We start from the raw sequence: 16,937 nt of genomic DNA on the forward strand, positions 1-16,937 counted from the left end.
CAGGACGATCCGGCCAGAGCCCGGTGCGGCGCCTGTGCGCCGCACCGGATCTAGCGGGTGTCGCTGTCGATCTTCGGGCCCTGCCCGGAGTCGACGACGCGGAGGGTGAAGCCCTTGCTCTTGCTGCCGTAGGTCAGGTTGGCGAGCGACATGTCCACGGAGCCATCGGTATTGACGCTGTCGTTGCCGCGGGCGCCGGAGATGCTGGAGTAGCGGGTGACGCGGTTCTCGGTCCAGTACTGCTGGAAGGCCTGCTGGCTGCCGTACACCTGCTGGGCGGCGGGGGTGAGCAGCGAATAGGCGTCCGAGAAGCTCAGATTGACGAGGTCGCCGTAGAACTTGTCGATGATGTCCGCGGCGGTGCCGACGTCGACCTGCCCGGCGCTCTTGGTCTGTCCGAGACCACCGGTCGACGGCTGTCCGGCCGTGGCCGAGGTGGAGGTCTTGGCCGCGGAGGTGCCGCCGGTCTGATTGCCGGAGTCGCTGGAGCCGGAGCTCAGGATGCCGAACACCACGCCGCCGATGACCACGATGGCGGCGACGAGTGCGATCCAGATCAGCTTCTTCTTGGATCCACCCTCGGGTTCGTAATCGGGCAGCGGGGTGGACCGCGTGGGCGGACCGGACGGTCGCTGCGGCGGCGGGGTCTCCAGCAGGGCGGCGGCGCTCATGGCGCCGGTGGGGATGTCGGCGTTCTGCGCGGGCCGCCGATCCATCTGCCGGGTGGCCTGCCGTTGCTGGGCCGGGCGCGCGGGGGCGCTGGGCGGCGGCGTGGCATTGCCGGAGCGCCGGGCGGCCATGACGCGGGTGGCTTCCGCGTCGGGGCCGATCTCGGCGAATTCCGCCATGATGTCGCGCACCTCGAGCATGCTGGGCCGGTCTTCCGGCTCGAAGCTCAGCAGTGCGAGCAGCAGGTCGCTCAGCGGGCCGGCATTGCGCGGTTCGCTGATCTGCCCGTTGGCGGCCGCGTAGAGCAGGGCCAGCGGGTTCGGGTTGGTGCCGTAGGGCGGTTCACCTTCGAGGGCGTGGAAAAGCGTTGCGCCCAAGGCGAAGACGTCGGCGGCCGGGGTCGGTTCGGCGCCGCGCGCGACCTCGGGGGCGAGGTAGGCGGCGGTGCCGGAGATGAGTCCGGTCGCGGTGAGGGTCACGTCGCCCTTGGACTTGGCGATGCCGAAGTCGGTGATCTTCACCGCTCCGTTGTCGCCGAGCAGGATGTTGCCCGGCTTGACGTCGCGGTGCACGATGCCGGCGCGGTGCGCGGCGATCAGTGCGGAGGCGACGGCCTCACCGATGCGGGCTACCTGCGGCAGTGGCAGCGTGCCCTGCGCGGACAGCACCACGGCGAGGCTCTGCGAGGGCAGATATTCCATGACCAGGCACGGGTCGCCCTCGTGCTCGGTGATGTCGAATACGACGATCGCATTGGGGTGCTGGAATCTGGCGGCATTGCGGGCCTCTCGGGCCGCGCGCTGGCGCACGATGTCCTTATCGGCCTGCGACAGGCTCGGCTGGGTGAGGATCTGTTTGACCGCCACCGAACGTTCCAGCCGCTCGTCGACGGCACGCCAGACGACACCTGTGCCGCCGCTACCAATCCGTTCGACCAGGCGGTAATGCCCTGCGATCTTTTGGCCGGTTTCGATGGCACTACTCCGTGGTTCTCCGAGACGACTGATAAATCGCGGTTGCCCGCGTGTTTCCCCGCACGAGTGTAGCGGGCCGCGAGCGTCCCGCCGACGTCAGCGTGAGATATGAGCGAGATCTCGGTGAGATCTACGCCGCAGCGGGGTGATCGATGTGTGACCCGCTACGTGAAATCGCTGTTCAGAGCACTGTCGAGAGTAAAAACAAACCCTTCGGTTCTATTGGTTGCTGTTCCGGCCGCTTTCGCTCCCAGCTATCACCGCGCCCGCTTCGCCACCGCGGCCGGCCACTCGGCCCGGACCAGGCGGGCCGAATCGGCCGCATCCAGCTCGATGTCGAACACCTCCGCGAGCACCTTCGGCAATTCGGCCACCTCCAGCTCCCGCACCTCCTCGGTCCCGTCGGGGTAGGCGGTGGTCCAGGTGGTGTCGTCGAGCACGTGATGCGCCGCCGGCAGGAACCGCTGCACGAACGGGCGCTGGTTGAACGGCGACCGCGGCGCGGTGGCCACGTAGTGACTCCCGACCACGTAGTCGATGCGGTACTGCGGATTCACCGTGAAGGTGTACCGGTCGATCCAGCCGTCCCGGCCGAACTGCCGCAGCGTCCACTCCTCCTCCCCCACCGGGCCGTACGCCAGGTCCAGTTCGAACCGCCATGCGCCGAGCGCGAATTCGCCGCGACCGGCGGTGAGCGCCACCGGTTCCAGCGGGCCCGCGCCGAAACCCACATCGACCAGCCAGGCGTGTGGGTCGTCGGCGGTCCGCACGCGCAGCAGGGCGTGGGTGGCGGGCAGCAGTCCGTGCGCGCCCATGACGACCCGGCCGGAGATACCGGTGAATTCGAAGCCGAGGCGTTCCAGCGCCGCCGCGAACACGCCGACCTGCTCGTAGCAGTAGCCGCCGCGCGGGCGGCGGATCAGCTTGTCCTGCAGGGATTCCATATCGAGGGGTACGCCGCGGCCGAGGATGATCTCGAGATTCTCGAACGGGATGGTGGTGGTGTGCGCGTAGACGAGCCCGCGCAGGGTGGCGAGGGTGGGCGTGCGTTCACCGTCGTATCCGATCCGGGCCAGATAGGCGTCCAGATCCAGTTCCGCGCCGTTCCACCGGTAGGACGGATCCACCGCGTCGCTCATTGCTGTCCTCTCGCCGTCCGCGCATCCCGACATTCAAGATCCTGTCGTGCACAACCCCGTTCGGGGCGAGCCTGTTCCGGTTCGAGGGCGCGGGTTTCGGGGTCGGCGCGTCAGTGCACCGCGTTCGCGATGGTGGGGAGGCCTTCCCGATAGGTCGGGTACGTGGGCTTCCAACCGAGTTCGCTCTTCGCCTTGGCATTGGCGGGCCGGATCGAGAGATCGAGCATCTGCGCGGCCGCCAGCGGTGATCCCAGGCGCAGCAGGCGGCCGGGCATGCGCAGCGGCGGGCGCGCACCCACGGTGGCGGCCATGGCATCGAACATGGTGTCCCAGGTGACGGGCTCGTCGTCGACGATGTTGTAGGCCTGCCCGCCGCGGCCGTGTTCGAGCGCGGCGACGGTGGCCGCGGCGGCGTCCTCCACCTGCGTCCAGCCGATGTATCCGATGCCGGACGACGCCACCGGGAGCAGCCGCGCCTTCAGCGCGCGCACGAAGGTATCCGAGGCGCCGGGACCGTAGAACAGCCCGTAGCGCAGCGCGATTCCGTCGATGCCGGACGCGCGCCAGGCGTGCGACTCGGCCTCGTGCAGGGATCCGATGACGGTGTCGTTGACGTCGCCGGGAATCCGCCCGAACGGCGCCGCCTCGGTGACCGGTCCCGGCCCGTGGTCGCGGATGCCGTAGCCGAGAATCAGGGATTGGGTGACATACCGTGTGGCCCCGGCTCTTTCGGCGAGTTCCACCAGGTTCCGGCTCCCGGTGGCGCGCAAGGCGTTGGTGCGCAGCAGTCCCGGGCTGTGATAGTGGGTGGGCGGTGAGTGCCGGTAGGCGGTGAGCTGATGGATCACCGCGTCGGCGGTGAGTCGTTCGGTGGCGTGCATGAGGTCCTTGCGGTCCATCACATCGGCGACCAGCGGGGTACCGCCCAGGGCGCGGATGACCTCCGCGCCGCGCCCGCCGCGGGTGAGGCCGTACACCTGATGCCCGGACTGCTGCAGGGCTGTCACCAGTGGTCGCCCGATTGCTCCGGTTGCTCCTGCCACCACGACTTTCATCACGTACCAGCCCTGTCTCGCCTGTCCCCGTCCACTACCGAGATTAGCGTCGGAGACGCCACCGTGACCTTTGCGGACAGCAAGGCGCCGGTACATGGACAGTGGAAGCACAGGCCCCTAGCCTCGAATCCATGATCGCGCTGCTGGACCGGCTGCGGCTGTTCAATATTCGCGAGTTCACCACGCACTGGGGACGGACGGCGGCGTCACTTCTGGTCATGGCGGTGTCCTCGGCCCTGCTGGTCGCGGTGTCCGGCATCTCGGGATCGCTCACCGGGTCGGTGGCGCGCCTGTCGGCGGGGCTGTCGGGCGATGCGGCGCTGGAGGTTTCGGGGGTCACCGATGCGGGATTCGCGGCCTCGGTGCGGGATTCGGTCGCGGCGGTGCCCGGGGTCGCGGCGGCGGTGCCCATGCTGCAGGCGAGTATCGGACCGGATTCGAATCGGCTGCTGGTGCTGGGGGTGGATGCGTCCGGCGCCGCCCTGCACAGTGACCTGAACAGCGCGGTGCAGCCGGATCAGCTCGGCGCACTGCTCGATGTGGCGAACGGGGTCCTGGCGGGACCGGCGGCCGGGTTCACGAAAAACCAAGCGGTGCAATTGGGTCCGGTCCGGGTCACCATTGCCGCGGTGCTGTCGGGGAAGCAGTTGTCGCAGTTGAACGGCGGGCACTACCTGGTCGCGCCATTGCCGCTGGCGCAGCGGATCACCGATCGGGTCGGGCAGCTGGATTCGGTGCTGGTGGTGGCGGCCCCGAATACCGATGCGGCGCAGCTGACTTCGGCGGTGACGGCGGCGGTGGCCGGGCGGGCCCTGGTGGCGGCGCCGAGCGCGAAGGCGGCGCAGACCGGGAGCGGCGTCACCATGGTCCGTTTCATCTCGTCCATGGGTGCGGGTATGGCGTTCGTGGTGGCCGCCTTCCTCATCTACAACACCATGAGCATGGCGCTGGCCGGGCGGCGGCCGGTGATCTCCCTGTTGCGCGCCATCGGCGGCCGTAAGCAGACCATCGTGCGGGATGTGCTGGCGGAGGCGACCGTGCTGGGCCTGATCGGCGGAGCCATCGGCGCGGGCCTCGGGGTGCTGGCGGGGCGGTGGGCGATCGGGATGCTGCCGGGCGCGTTCACCCAGGTGGTGCAGGCGCGGCTGCAATACATCCTGCCCTGGTACGCGATTCCGGTGGCGATCGCGGCGGCCACGCTGACCAATATCGCGGCGTCGGCGGTGGCGGCGCGGCAGGTGTACCGGGTGGCGCCGGTGGAGGCGCTGGCGCCCGTCGGGGCCTCGCGGGTGGATACGGTGTCGCGGCGGCTGCGCGTGCTCGCGGCCGGGGCGGGCGTGGCGCTGATCGCGGCGGCGATCCTGATTCAGCGGGCGCATCTCGGACTGTTCGCGACGGTCGCGCTGGGCTGCGCGTTCGGTGCGGACATCACCCTGGCGTTCGCGTTCGCGGGACCGATCGTGCGAGTCGCCTCGGCCATCGCGCGACGGCTCGGGCCGGCCGGAGTGCTCGCGGGCGTGAATATCGACCGTGCGCCGCGACGGGTGTGGGCGACGCTGATGACGGTCACCATCGCCGTGGGTCTCACGGTGACCATTACCGGTGCGAATGCCGATGCGGTGCGGGCCGCGCGGGACAGTCTCGCCTCCATCGGGGACGCCGATGCCTGGGTGAGCGCCTCCGCCGAGGATATGACGCCCACCGATCTGCTGCCCGCGGGCCTGGCCGATCGGGTGGCCGCGGTGCCCGGGGTGGGCAAGCTGACGCAGGGGCAGATGGCCTTCGCCACCTTGGGCGGCACGAAAGCCCTTGTCTACGGCGTGGATCCGGATACCGACTACTCCATGTACCGCCAGCTCGACGTCGGCATCCAGCAGCGGCTGCTGCACGGCGACGGCGTGGTGCTGTCCCGCGATCTGGCTCGCACACTGCATGTTTCGACCGGTGACGAGCTGACCGTGCAGACGCCCAGCGGTGAAAAGCGCACGCGGGTATTGCAAACGGTGTCCTACTTCTCGGCCCTGGCCGGAACGGCGGCCGTCAGCCTGACTCTCATGCGCGAGTGGTTCGCCCGGCCCGGCGCCACCACCCTCCAGATCGATGCCGCGCCAGGTGTGGATCGGCAGCAGTTGATCGAGGCGATCCGGGCTGTCGTGCCGCCGGGCGTGTTCGTCTTCTCGGGTGCGGCGGCGCTGGACGGCGTGAGTAAGTCGATGCAGCAGGGCCTGGCACTGTCGCAGGTGATGCTGGTCATCGTGGCGGTGATTTCGGGTATGGCACTGCTCAATACGCTCACCCTGGCGCTGCTGGAACGCCGGCGTGAGCTCGGCATTCTGCGGGCCGTGGGTTCCAGCCGCCGCTTCGCCTTGCGCATGGTGCTGGCCGAGGCGGCCGCGATCGGGGTGGTCGGTGCGGGGCTCGGTGTTGTGTTCGGCCTGACCGACCAATACTTCTATTCGCTACTGGCCGCCGATGTGCTGGGCATCGACGTGGCCTTCCGGCCGGGACCGCTGCTGGCCGTATTCACGGTCGGCGCCTTGGCTTTGAGTCTGCTCGGCTCGATTCCGCCCGCCGTGCGCGCGGCCCGGTTGAATATCGTCGACGCGGTCAGCGCCGACTAGCGGGCGGCCGGATCAGGCCGCGCACTTGGCATTCGGCGGTGCGGGCGGCGCGGTGTCGATGCCCTTGCCGATGTCGATGAGGTAGTCGTGGCCGCCGAGGGGTTCGGTGCCCTGCAGCAATCGCTGGACGGCACAACCGGATTCGAAGAAGACGGGGTTGATGCCGTGGTCGCCGGGCACGATATTGCCGTCGAGGTCACGCCCGCTGACGACCGTGTACATGGAGACGGGTTTGCCGGTGAGGGTGAGCGCGGCCCGCATCTCCAGGGACTGGGGATACGGCACCAGCGGGTCGGCGGTGCCGTGCAGTAGGACGGCCTGGCGGACGCCGATTCGATTGGCCAGGAAGGCCGGTGAGCGGTCGAGGTAGGCCTGCGGGCAGGTCAGTGGATTGCAGCCGCCGGCGTCGCGTTCGATCTGCGGGCGCAGGCCGGGTCCGGCGAGCGGGGCCTCCAGCCAGGCGGTGATGTCGTCGGCGTGCCCGAAGGTGTCGACCCAGTAGTCGTAGGTGCCGGGTGGTGCGTAGGCGGCGGCGAGTCCGCTGGTGACGCCGCCCTGACTCCAGCCCCACAGCACGGTCGGCCCGATGCCCGGGTGTTCGGCGCGGTACCACTGGGTGGCGGCGAGGGTGTCGCGCCAGCCCGCCCACACGTTCCATTCGCCGGTGCGCCATCGGCCGGTATCGGAGCGCTGATCCATGGTGACCAGTGCGGCGCCGGTCTCCCGCACGATCGAACTCATGTAATCGGGGAAATCCGAGGCGCTTCCGTCGTGTCCGTGCACGGCCACGATGAGCGCTCGCGGCCCGCCGTCGGGTTCGTAGACCCGTCCGGTCGCGGTCTCGCCGTCCACGGTCAGTTCGACCGGTCGCACCGACACCCCCGATGCGGCCGAAACTTCCGGCGCCGCACCGGTAGTCGTCGCGAGCCAGCCCAGGATCACGCCCAGTGCCGCCAGCAGAGTCCGACTTCGCACGCCCGAATCATCCCATGTGGTGGCGGCCGAATCGGGCACCCCCGGGCCTGCCGCGTGGCGGCGAGCGGCGAATATGCGGGCCTTGCGGCAGCGAGTGGCGGCGGGCCTCAGCCGTGCGGCCGGCCCGGGGCGCGGAGGCTGTCGAGGAAGAAGCGGGTACGCCGGTCGTAGTCCGCGCGCGAGGGGGTGGGCAGGTTGCGGAGTGCGAGCCCGTTGGCGATATCGGCGTAGTAGAGGTCGCCGGAGGTGAGGTCCGGGCGCAATACTCCGGCATCGCGGCCCCGGCGGACCAGTTCCTCGGTGGCGTCGGTGGCCGCGTTGGCGAGGGCGACCAGGTGCCGGGATTCCGGGTAGGTCATGAGCAGGGCATCGGTGAACGAGGGTTCCCGGAATTGCAGGTCGCGCCGGTCGGTGATGTAGGTGGCGATGCTCTCCCACGGGTCCGGTACGCGCCGGGCCTTTTCCATGATCGCGTACATCTCCGTGGCGACGAGTTCGCCGATGACGGCGTCGATCAAGCCTTGCCGCCCGCCGAACCGGTTGTAGATGGTCGCCTTGCTGACTCCGGCGGCCGCGGCGATCTCCTCCAGGGGCGTGCTCAGCCCGCGGCCGTGGAAGGCGGAGATGGCGGCGGATCGGATCTGGGCGACATTGCGCGCGGCATCGGCGCGCAGGGCGCTGCTCTGCGGCGTGGGGGCGCTGCTCGCCGGGTCGGTCGCATCGGTGGTGGGGCTCATCGGATCCGACCTTAACAACTTGACGGTGCCGTAAAGTTGACGATACCGTCAACTTAGTTCGTGATCGATCATTGGAGGCGTTATGTCGAAGTCCATAGCCGTTTTCGGAGCAGGTCCCGCCCTCGGCCGAGCCGTCGCCGAGCGCTACGCCGAGGAGGGGTACGAGGTCGTGCTCGTGGCCCGCAGCAAGGAGTCGCTCGACGCGCTGGCGGAGGAATTGCGCGGCAACGGGGCGACCACGCATGTGATCACCGCCGACCTGTCCGATATCGAGGCCATACCGCGGGTCGCCGAACAGATCCGAGCGGTCGTGGGCGATCCCGACGTGTTGTATTACGGCGCGGCGGCCAACGGTTTCATCCCCACGCTCGAGCTGACCCTGGAACGCGCCCAGGCCATGCTGCCCCTCGGCCTGTACGCGCTGCTGGAGTTGGTGCGGGAGTTCTTGCCGGCCATGCTCGTTCGCGGTGACGGCGCGATCCTCAGCGCGCAGGGCGCCAGCGCGCTGCAGGGCATGCCACATATCGCGGGCGGGTTCGCGCTGGCCGCGCAGCGCAACTACCTGCAGTCGCTGCACGCCGCGGTGCGCGATAAGGGCGTCTATGTCGGCGGGCTCTACATCGGTGCGGCCATCGAGCACAGTCCCTTCCATGCCGCACGGGAGGCCGCCAAGGCCTCGGGTGCGAGCGTTCCGGACATGCCGTCGGTGGATCCGCGCCATCTCGCCGATCTGCTCTGGACGATGCAGCAGGCCGAGGGCGGCCCCGAAGCGACCTTCCCCGAACGACCCGCCAACCCCTGAGCAGCGATCGAGGGCCGACCGCACCCGTGCCCGACCTGAGATGCACCGGCACAGGCTAAGATTCGATCATGCGTTCGATGGATGTCGCGGAGCGGCGGGCACGGGTGGCAGTGCGGCATCGGCTGGCGCCGGGGCTGCGGTCGGATGATGTGAACGATGTGGTGCGGTCGATGGTGGTGCTGCACGCGACCGATCCGGCGACGGTGTACCTGTCGGTGGCGGCGCGCGGGCGCGGGATCGAGCCCGCGCATGTGGAGAAGGCGCTGTACGAGGATCGGACGCTGCTGCGCATGCTGGCCATGCGGCGCACCATGTTCGTCGCGCCGCTGGAATTGGTTCCGGCGCTGCAGGGTTCGTGCGCGGATCAGCTGGCGGCCAAGCAGCGCCGGACCTATGGGCGCTATCTCGAGCAGTCGGGGGCGGTCGAGGGCCGGATCGCGCACTGGTGGAGCGAGGTCGAGGAGGAGACGCATGCCGCCCTGCTCGCGCGGGGCAGCGCCACCGGGGTGCAGTTGAGCAAGGATGTGCCGCGGTTGCGCACGCAGGTGAACACCGCGCCGGACAAGCCGTATGCGAAGCCGACCAATATCACCACCTGGGTGCTGGTGACGCTGGGTTGCGAGGGGCGGATCGTGCGCGGGCGGCCGAACGGTTCCTGGTCGAGTAGTCAGTATTCCTGGTCGCCCGTCGAATCCTGGCTGCCGCAGGGTATTCCGGCGCTGGCCGCCGAGCAGGCCCGGGTCGAGCTGGTGCGGGCCTGGTTGCGGACGTTCGGTCCGGCGCCGTTGAACGATCTCAAATGGTGGACGGGCTGGACCGTCGCGGAGGTGCGGAAGGCGTTGGCGCACTTGGATATCGCCGAGGTCGATCTGGACGGCGTCACCGGCCTGGTGCTGGCCGACGATCTCGAGCCGACTCCGGCGCCGGAACCGTGGGCGGCCCTGCTGCCCGCGCTGGATCCGACCCCGATGGGCTGGCAGTCCCGGGACTGGTTCCTCGGCCCGCATGCGGCGGCCCTGTTCGATCGCAGCGGCAATATCGGGCCGTCGATCTGGTGGGACGGCCGGATCGTCGGCGGTTGGGCGCAGCGGCCCGATGGTGAAATCGCCTGGCGGCTCCTGGAGGATGCGGGTTCGGACGCGCGGGCGGCGATCGAGGCGGAGGCGACCCGGCTGGGCGAGTGGTACGGCGAGGTGCGGCCGGTCCCCCGTTTCCGCACGCCGCTGGAGCGGGAACTCAGCGCTTAGGCAGAGCGGGAACTCAGCGCTCAGGTAGCTTCCGGCTTGCCGGAGGATATCGCCCGGCCTGTCGGTTGGCAGACTGTTAATGTCGGGTTCGTACCTTTGCACAGTCCGGGCTCGGCCACGGGGGTCTGTCGGTCCGGGAGTCTTTCGGAGTGTGTGTCATGGCCTTCTCGCACCGTCTCGTCACCGATGCCGCCGCGTCCGGGCCGCCGCCCGATCCCGCGCCGCACCGGCGGGAAGAGTTGCTCGCGCATCGAAACGAATTGCGCGGTGAATCATTTCGGGATGCGACCGTGGGGTTGTGCGCCCTGGTGGCGAGCGCGGCGGGGACCGCGGATCCGGCGGCGCGCATGCGGGTGGCGCAGCGGCTGGGGGCCGAGACGCTGTTGCAGCATTTTCCCGGTGAGGTGCTGCGGAATCTGTTCGAGGACAACTGCTCCCGGATCGCCATGGATCCGGCGTTCGGGCGGGCCTATGTGATGCAGGAAATCGCGGGCGTGACGGGGAATCCGGTGCAGGGTCGGGCAGTTGTCCAGCTGGCGCTGTTGATCGGCAGCGCCGGTAGCGAATTCACAGCGAACGAGGTCCTTGCCGTCAAGGAGGCTTGCCAGATCCTGCATCTGGACCCACAGGAGTTCGGTCTCTAGCCCTTGACAGGCTAATTCGGGACCTAATGGACAAACCTCCGCGAACTCCGCGGGCAAACCGTAAAGACCGCTGGATTCCGCTGGACAACGGCGGGCAAACACCGCACGCTAGGTGCGTTTGAGTCCGAGCGAGAGGTGCGTTCCGGCATGGCGATCCAAGGCTTCGTGAATATCCTGCTCGACACCGTGCACCCCAACCGCGGCTGGCGGTACTGCGGAATGTGCATCGGTTCCGGCCGCTGCGGGCCGGACTTCTGCTCCGTCTGCGGCGGTACCGGCTGGCTGGCCGAAACCCCGCCGAACAGCCGCTGATCGGAGCATCCGCCCGATTCGTCCGGGACGTCTCACATGTCCAGACCGAGGTCCAGCACCTTGATGGAATGGGTGAGCGCGCCGACGGCGAGATAGTCCACCCCGGTGCGGGCGTAATCGCCGGCAGCGGCGAGCGAAAGCCCGCCCGAGGACTCGAGTTTCGTCTCCGGTGACCGGTTCTTGCGGCGCTGCACCGCCGCCTGGGTGGCCCACAGCGGGAAGTTGTCCAGCAAGACCAGCTGCGGCTTTTCGGCCAGCACCTCATCGAGCTGTTCGAGGCTGTCCACCTCGACCTCGCAATCGATATCGGGCCGCAGCTCCCGCACCGCCCGCAGCGCCGCGACCACCGAACCGGCCGCCACCACATGGTTGTCCTTGATGAGCGCCGCATCGCCGAGGCCCATGCGGTGATTCATGCCGCCGCCGACGCGCACCGCGTACTTCTGCAAGGCGCGCAGCCCCGGAAGTGTCTTGCGGCTGTCGCGAATCCGGCAATTCGTGCCCTCGACGGCGTCCACCCACGCCGAGGTCGTGGTGGCGATGCCCGATAGATGGCACACCAGATTCAGCATGGTCCGCTCCGCCGTCAGCAGCCCCCGCGTCGGTGCCTCGAGCACCAGCACGGTATCCCCCGGCCGCACCCGCGTGCCGTCCGGAACCTGCTCGGTCACCTGGTAATTCCCGGCCCCGATCACCTCGTCCAGCACCAGCAGTCCCACATCCAGCCCGGCCACCGTCCCCGGCTGCCGGGACACCATGGCCGCCTTCGCCACCGCGTCCGCGGGCACCGTGGCCTGCGTGGTGATATCGGGCCCGAACCGCAGATCCTCATCGAGGGCGGTCCGGATGAGCGCGACGACCTGGTCGCGATCCATTCCGGCGTCGAGAGTCATTGCTGCACTCCTCTTTCGATCACAAAACTGGCGGTGACAAGGTGAACCCCGGCCGGGCCCAGGGTCTTTCGGTCCTGCGGCGGCCTCATGACGCGGACCTCAGGGCCGCGGCGTGCGCCGGGGCGAGTCCCTCGGCGACCAGCTGGGGGCGGCCGCCGGGGCTCAGGCGCACCACCGTGCTGCGGTGGAGTTCTTCTCGCGGGTCCGGGTAGTCGGAGCGGGTGTGGCAGCCGCGGCTCTCGGTGCGGGCCGCGGCGGCGATGAGGAGGGCGCGAGCGGTGAGCGTGAGGGCCGAATCCTCCAGGGCCCGAATCACTCCCGCTGCCGCGGAGGTGCCGCTCACGACGGCATCCTGCACAGCGGCCGCGGTGGACTGCCCCGCATCGGTTCGCATCCCGGCCTCCCCATGGCGGCTGTCCTCGACGCTTGCCGCGAGTTGCCGGCCGGGCGTGACGACCGAATTGTGTTCGCCGAGGGTGAGATTGGCGTCGGCGTCCGCGAGGAGTTGCATGACGCGGAGGACGGCGGCGCGCAGGCCGTTACCGTCACGGACCACGTCGGCGTGCTGGGTCATGAGCTCCTGCAGGAGCTTTCGGTCCGCCTTGAGGAGGTGGACGGGCGCGATATCGGTGACGCCGGTGGGTTCGCCGAGGCGTTCGGCGGCGGCGTGACCGGCGCGTTCGCCGACCACCAGACCTTCGAGGAGGCTGTTGGAGGCGAGGCGGTTGGCGCCGTGCAGGCCGGTGCGCGCCACTTCGCCGGCGGCGTAGAGGCCGCGGACGGTGGTGCGGCCGTGCGGGTCGGTGACGATGCCGCCGCATTGGAAATGGGCGGCGGGCGCGACGGGGATGAGGCCGGTTTGCGGGTCGATGCCGGCGGCCAGGCAGGAAGCGGTGATGGTCGGGAAGCGTTGCGGGAAGCCGGCTATCGAGCGTGCGTCGAGGTAGACGTGATCGTCCTCGAGTTCCTTCAGGCGGGCGGCGATGGCGCGGGAGACCACATCGCGGGGCGCCAGGTCACCGCGCGGGTGTACGCCCGCGGTCACCGAATTGCCCTCGGAGTCGACGAGAATCGCGCCTTCGCCGCGCACGGCCTCGCTGATGAGCGGTCGCCGTCCGAGCCCGCCGGGGGTGAACAGCACGGTCGGGTGGAACTGCACGAATTCCAGGTCGGCGACCGCCGCTCCGGCGCGCAATGCCAGCGCGATCCCGTCGGCGGTGGCGCCGGGCGGGTTGGTGCTGCACGCGTACAACTGTCCGAGCCCGCCGGTGGCGAGCAGTACGGCGGGCGTGTGCACCACGCCGAATCCCTTGTCCGACACCGCGACCACCCCGCGCACGCCGGTCGGCCCGGTGATGATCTCCACCACCGCGGCCCCGAACAGCACCGGCAGCCCGGCCGCGTTCAGGGCGCGCTGCACCTCGGCCCCGGTGGCGTCGCCGCCGGCGTGAATGATGCGCCGCGTGCTGTGCCCGCCTTCCCGGGTGCGGGAAACCTCGCCGTCCCGGCCGAGATCGAATACCGCACCGAGGTCGGTGAGCGCCGCGACGGCATGCACTCCGCCCTCGACCACGGATCGCACGGCGTCGGCGTCGCACAGCCCGGCGCCCGCCACCACCGTGTCCTGCACATGCGATTCCACCGAATCCCCGTGTGGCGCAACCACGGCGATCCCGCCCTGCGCGTACTGCGTGGACGTATCGGTGGGCCCGCCTTTGCTGAGGGTCAGCACGCGCAGTCCGCGCAGCGAGGCGGTTCTGGCCGCGGTCAGGCCGGCGACACCGCCGCCGACCACGACCAGGTCGGCCTCGGCCTCCCACTGAATCGATAAGGACGTACTCATCGTTGGTCACCTCTCCCGGACGGGTCACCGCCGGATGCCATGCTCGACGCATGGCGAATGGAGTCGTGAAGTTCTTCGAGACCGAAAAGGGCTGGGGCGCGATCGCTTCCCCGGACCTGCCCGGCGGGCACGATGCCTGGGTGCACTTCAGCGCGATCGAAGGCACCGGATTCCGGGCCCTGGAAGCGGGTGATCGCGTCACCTTCGAGTACGAAGCCGTCCGCCAGGACAGCTTCCACTACCGCGCCACGTGGGTACGCAAGCTCTGACGCTGCGCCCGCCGGTGTCTTCGCGCCGTCCAGCGCGGCCGTACCTTCCAGCGCGGCCGTGCCCTCCAGCGCGGCGGCCCTTGCCGATGCCGCTGTGCCGCGGCGTCGGCCGGCTCGGGCGGGCGGGATGCCCGTCCGGTCCCCGGCGGCTCGGCTTGCCGCCGGGTGTCCCGGCGTCATGGGATTACTCCCCGCCGCCCGGGTTGCCGATTTCGATCATGCGCTGGACCGAGTTGCGGGCCAGGGCGGCGGTTTCCGGGTCGACGTGCACCTCGTCGCGGTTCTCCAGCAGGCAGCGGAGCAGAGCGGCGGGGGTGATCATCTTCATGTACTTGCAGGACGCGCGGTCGTTGACGGCCTGGAAGTCGATGCCGGGGGCGGCCTTCCGCAGCTGGTGCAGCATGCCGACCTCGGTAGCGACCAGCACCTGATTGGACTTCGCCGCCTTGGCGGCGTCGATCATGCCGCCGGTGGACAGGATGTGCACGCGATCGGCGGGGAACTCGCCGGCGCCCGCGAGGTACAGCGCCGAAGTGGCGCAACCGCATTCGGGGTGCACGAAGAGCTCGGCATCCGGGTGGGTGCGGGCCTGTTCGTTGAGTTCGTCGCCGTTGATGCCGGCGTGCACGTGGCATTCGCCCATCCAGATGTGGATGTTCTCGCGTCCGGTGACGCGCTTGACGTGCGCGCCGAGGAACTGGTCGGGCAGGAACAGCACCTCGCGGTCCGGGTCGATGGAGGCGACCACGTCGACGGCATTGGAGGACGTGCAGCAGATATCGGTGAGCGCCTTCACCGCGGCGGTGGTGTTCACGTAGGACACCACCAGCGCGTCCGGGTGCTCGGCCTTCCATTCGCGGAGCTGGTCCGCGGTGATGGAGTCGGCCAGGGAGCAGCCGGCCCGCTGGTCGGGGATGAGGACCGTCTTCTCCGGGCTGAGGATCTTGGCGGTCTCGGCCATGAAGTGCACGCCGCAGAACACGATGGTGTCCTCGGGTGCTTCGGCGGCGATTCTGGAGAGTGCGAGGGAGTCGCCGACGTGATCAGCGATGTCCTGGATCTCGGGAAGCTGGTAGTTGTGCGCGAGGATCGTGGCATTGCGCTCGCGGGCGAGCCGCTTGATCTCCTGCGCCCACTCGGGGGTGGCGTCTACGCCGGTGAATCCCGAGGGCCCCTCCGCGATGTGCTCGGCGAGCGTCATCGTGGCACCTGGTGCAGCCATGGCATGGCTCCTTCTCTCATGCGTTCGGCAACCTCCGCCGATTCGCATACAACCGGTTTTCGACTTACAATCGAAAACGTGGCCCATAGTAGCACTATCCACGAAACGCTCACCGCCGTGTTCCAGGTTCGTCGCTTCCCGGCAACCATCAGTGCAGGTGAGAGCGCTAAGGCCAGCGCGCAGCGCTGTCCGTCCGATCAGCGGACCGAACTCGCGGTGTTGTTGTGGGAACGCGCCCTGGACCCGGCGAAGGGCACCTGGTCACTCCCCGGGGGCCGCCTGCGCGACGACGAGGACCTCGATACCTCCGCGGCCCGGCAGCTCGCGGAGAAGGTCGATGTGCGGGAGCTGACCCATCTGGAGCAGCTCTCGGTCTTCAGCGATCCCCGTCGCGTGCCCGGCGATCGCCGGATCGCCTCGGCCTATCTGGGCCTGGTCCCGTTGACCGCGGAACCGGAACTCCCGTCCGACACCCGCTGGCATCCGGTGTCGACCCTCCCGCACATGTCCTTCGATCACGGCATAGTCGTGCAGCACGCGCGAAACCGCCTGGCGGGCAAGCTGTCCTACACGAATATCGCCTTCGGCCTGGCGCCCGCCACCTTCACCCTGTCCACGCTGCGCGAAATCTATTGCGCGGCACTCGGATACGACGTGGATACCACCAACCTGCAGCGCGTCCTGACCCGCCGCAAGGTGATCACCCCCACCGGCGCCACCGCCTCCCCCGGTCGCGCCGGCGGCCGTCCGGCCGCGGTCTACCGCTTCACCGACTCCGAGATCCGGGTCACCGACGAGTTCGCCGCTCTGCGTCCGCCCAGCTGAGTTCACCGCCCGGGTGGCGCACCGATCCGGCCGCGACCGTGCCGAGCACGCTCATCAGGCACACGCCCGCAACCAGATTGATGACGGCCGTGGCGATCTGCTCGTCCTGCGCGGCGGACACGGTGAACGGCAGGATCACCGCCGCCGCGGTGGCGAGCGACGTGATCCAGTAGAAGAAGGTGAGCGGGGTGGGCATGAACTCCAGCAGACCGTGCAGAATACCGGTGGCCAGCAGGGTGATTCCGGCCGCGCCGAGGGCATAGGTGGTGGTGTTCGCGGTCCCGTACACGCCCTCGTGCTCGGGCGCGAGGACGGGGATGCCGAAGACGCCACGCACCAGCAGGATGGCCACCAGGATGAGTAGCGCCATCACCACCGCCGTGCCGATCCCGCCCGCCCACAACCGTCCCGAGTGAATCCTCGGCAACGGCTCGGGCACGGGCTCACGGGACCTGGCGTCGTAGTGGGACTTCGGGGCGTACAGGGGTTCCGTCAACGGTTCAGACGACCTACCGCGACCGGACCGGTCGTAGTCGCTCATGGCACGGAAGGTACCCCGCCGCACTCGTGCGCATCGCTCGATTGGGCCGAGTCGGGGCTTCCCGGATCGGTGGATCGGGCATTCCGGTCGACATATTGTGAAACCTGTTGTTTCAGAACCAATCTGCCGCTCGTGCCGGAGGCAGAGAACGCACATTCGCCACCCGGTC

General features: G+C 69.3%; 16 protein-coding genes. 7 read left to right on the top strand and 9 right to left on the bottom strand.

Translation table 11 applies throughout. The features are described 5' to 3' along the window. Positions 1-50: 50 nt before the first annotated feature. The 3 genes from ACIP5Y_RS41045 to ACIP5Y_RS41055 all read right to left on the bottom strand — a co-directional run bounded on the left by ACIP5Y_RS41045 (position 51) and on the right by ACIP5Y_RS41055 (position 3,825). The gene (locus ACIP5Y_RS41045; protein ID WP_400358981.1) at positions 51-1,676 is read right to left on the bottom strand and encodes a protein kinase; all 1,626 of its coding nucleotides are present in this window, start codon (positions 1,674-1,676) and stop codon (positions 51-53) included. 224 nt (positions 1,677-1,900) lie between these two features. After that, the gene (locus ACIP5Y_RS41050; RefSeq protein ID WP_400358480.1) at positions 1,901-2,782 is read right to left on the bottom strand and encodes an arylamine N-acetyltransferase; all 882 of its coding nucleotides are present in this window, start codon (positions 2,780-2,782) and stop codon (positions 1,901-1,903) included. A 110-nt stretch (positions 2,783-2,892) separates the two neighbouring features. After that, positions 2,893-3,825 carry an NAD-dependent epimerase/dehydratase family protein gene (locus ACIP5Y_RS41055; protein ID WP_400358481.1) on the bottom strand — a complete coding sequence of 311 codons (933 nt, stop codon included), beginning with the start codon at positions 3,823-3,825 and terminating at the stop codon, positions 2,893-2,895. Positions 3,826-3,968: 143 nt separating this feature from the next. On the opposite strand from ACIP5Y_RS41055, the gene ACIP5Y_RS41060 reads away from it, so the two are divergent. Next, on the top strand, positions 3,969-6,458 hold the full coding sequence (locus ACIP5Y_RS41060; RefSeq protein ID WP_400358483.1) for an FtsX-like permease family protein: 2,490 nt from the start codon (positions 3,969-3,971) through the stop codon (positions 6,456-6,458). Positions 6,459-6,470: 12 nt separating this feature from the next. Here the strand turns inward: ACIP5Y_RS41060 and ACIP5Y_RS41065 are convergent, their stop codons facing one another. Both ACIP5Y_RS41065 and ACIP5Y_RS41070 read right to left on the bottom strand, forming a co-directional pair. Next, a complete protein-coding gene (locus ACIP5Y_RS41065) occupies positions 6,471-7,433 on the bottom strand; it encodes an alpha/beta hydrolase family protein (protein ID WP_400358484.1) in 963 nt (320 codons plus the stop codon). Positions 7,434-7,540: 107 nt separating this feature from the next. Next, on the bottom strand, positions 7,541-8,170 hold the full coding sequence (locus ACIP5Y_RS41070) for a TetR/AcrR family transcriptional regulator (RefSeq protein ID WP_400358485.1): 630 nt from the start codon (positions 8,168-8,170) through the stop codon (positions 7,541-7,543). Positions 8,171-8,252: 82 nt separating this feature from the next. Here ACIP5Y_RS41070 and ACIP5Y_RS41075 point away from each other — a divergent pair, with 82 nt between their 5' ends. From ACIP5Y_RS41075 to ACIP5Y_RS41090, 4 genes are all read left to right on the top strand, one after another. Continuing rightward, positions 8,253-8,972, top strand: coding sequence for an SDR family NAD(P)-dependent oxidoreductase (locus ACIP5Y_RS41075; protein ID WP_400358487.1), 720 nt, complete (start codon positions 8,253-8,255; stop codon positions 8,970-8,972). A 68-nt stretch (positions 8,973-9,040) separates the two neighbouring features. Beyond that, positions 9,041-10,219: a winged helix DNA-binding domain-containing protein gene (locus ACIP5Y_RS41080; RefSeq protein WP_400358489.1), complete on the top strand. Its 1,179-nt coding sequence runs from the start codon at positions 9,041-9,043 to the stop codon at positions 10,217-10,219. 158 nt (positions 10,220-10,377) lie between these two features. Then, on the top strand, positions 10,378-10,863 hold the full coding sequence (locus ACIP5Y_RS41085; RefSeq protein ID WP_400358491.1) for a tellurite resistance TerB family protein: 486 nt from the start codon (positions 10,378-10,380) through the stop codon (positions 10,861-10,863). 147 nt (positions 10,864-11,010) lie between these two features. Then, positions 11,011-11,175 (top strand): hypothetical protein, encoded by a 165-nt coding sequence (locus tag ACIP5Y_RS41090; RefSeq protein ID WP_397013374.1) that lies wholly within the window; start codon positions 11,011-11,013, stop codon positions 11,173-11,175. Positions 11,176-11,207: 32 nt separating this feature from the next. Here the strand turns inward: ACIP5Y_RS41090 and nadC are convergent, their stop codons facing one another. Further along, on the bottom strand, positions 11,208-12,068 hold the full coding sequence (nadC, locus tag ACIP5Y_RS41095; RefSeq protein WP_400358493.1) for a carboxylating nicotinate-nucleotide diphosphorylase: 861 nt from the start codon (positions 12,066-12,068) through the stop codon (positions 11,208-11,210). 85 nt (positions 12,069-12,153) lie between these two features. Next, positions 12,154-13,911, bottom strand: coding sequence for an L-aspartate oxidase (locus ACIP5Y_RS41100; RefSeq protein ID WP_400358495.1), 1,758 nt, complete (start codon positions 13,909-13,911; stop codon positions 12,154-12,156). Between the two features lie 50 nt (positions 13,912-13,961). Here ACIP5Y_RS41100 and ACIP5Y_RS41105 point away from each other — a divergent pair, with 50 nt between their 5' ends. Beyond that, positions 13,962-14,180: a cold-shock protein gene (locus ACIP5Y_RS41105; RefSeq protein ID WP_400358497.1), complete on the top strand. Its 219-nt coding sequence runs from the start codon at positions 13,962-13,964 to the stop codon at positions 14,178-14,180. Between the two features lie 184 nt (positions 14,181-14,364). Here the strand turns inward: ACIP5Y_RS41105 and nadA are convergent, their stop codons facing one another. Next, complete coding sequence (gene nadA / locus ACIP5Y_RS41110; RefSeq protein ID WP_400358499.1) at positions 14,365-15,402, bottom strand: quinolinate synthase NadA; 1,038 nt, start codon at positions 15,400-15,402, stop codon at positions 14,365-14,367. Positions 15,403-15,480: 78 nt separating this feature from the next. Between nadA and ACIP5Y_RS41115 the strand changes: the two genes are divergently transcribed. After that, positions 15,481-16,227, top strand: coding sequence for an NrtR DNA-binding winged helix domain-containing protein (locus tag ACIP5Y_RS41115; protein ID WP_400358501.1), 747 nt, complete (start codon positions 15,481-15,483; stop codon positions 16,225-16,227). On the opposite strand, the gene ACIP5Y_RS41120 is transcribed toward ACIP5Y_RS41115, so the two are convergent. Continuing rightward, positions 16,190-16,723: a DUF6069 family protein gene (locus tag ACIP5Y_RS41120; RefSeq protein WP_400358502.1), complete on the bottom strand. Its 534-nt coding sequence runs from the start codon at positions 16,721-16,723 to the stop codon at positions 16,190-16,192. The genes ACIP5Y_RS41115 and ACIP5Y_RS41120 overlap by 38 nt on opposite strands. Positions 16,724-16,937 lie beyond the last annotated feature (214 nt).

The sequence above is a fragment of the Nocardia sp. NPDC088792 genome (assembly GCF_044750615.1).
Lineage (GTDB): Bacteria > Actinomycetota > Actinomycetes > Mycobacteriales > Mycobacteriaceae > Nocardia.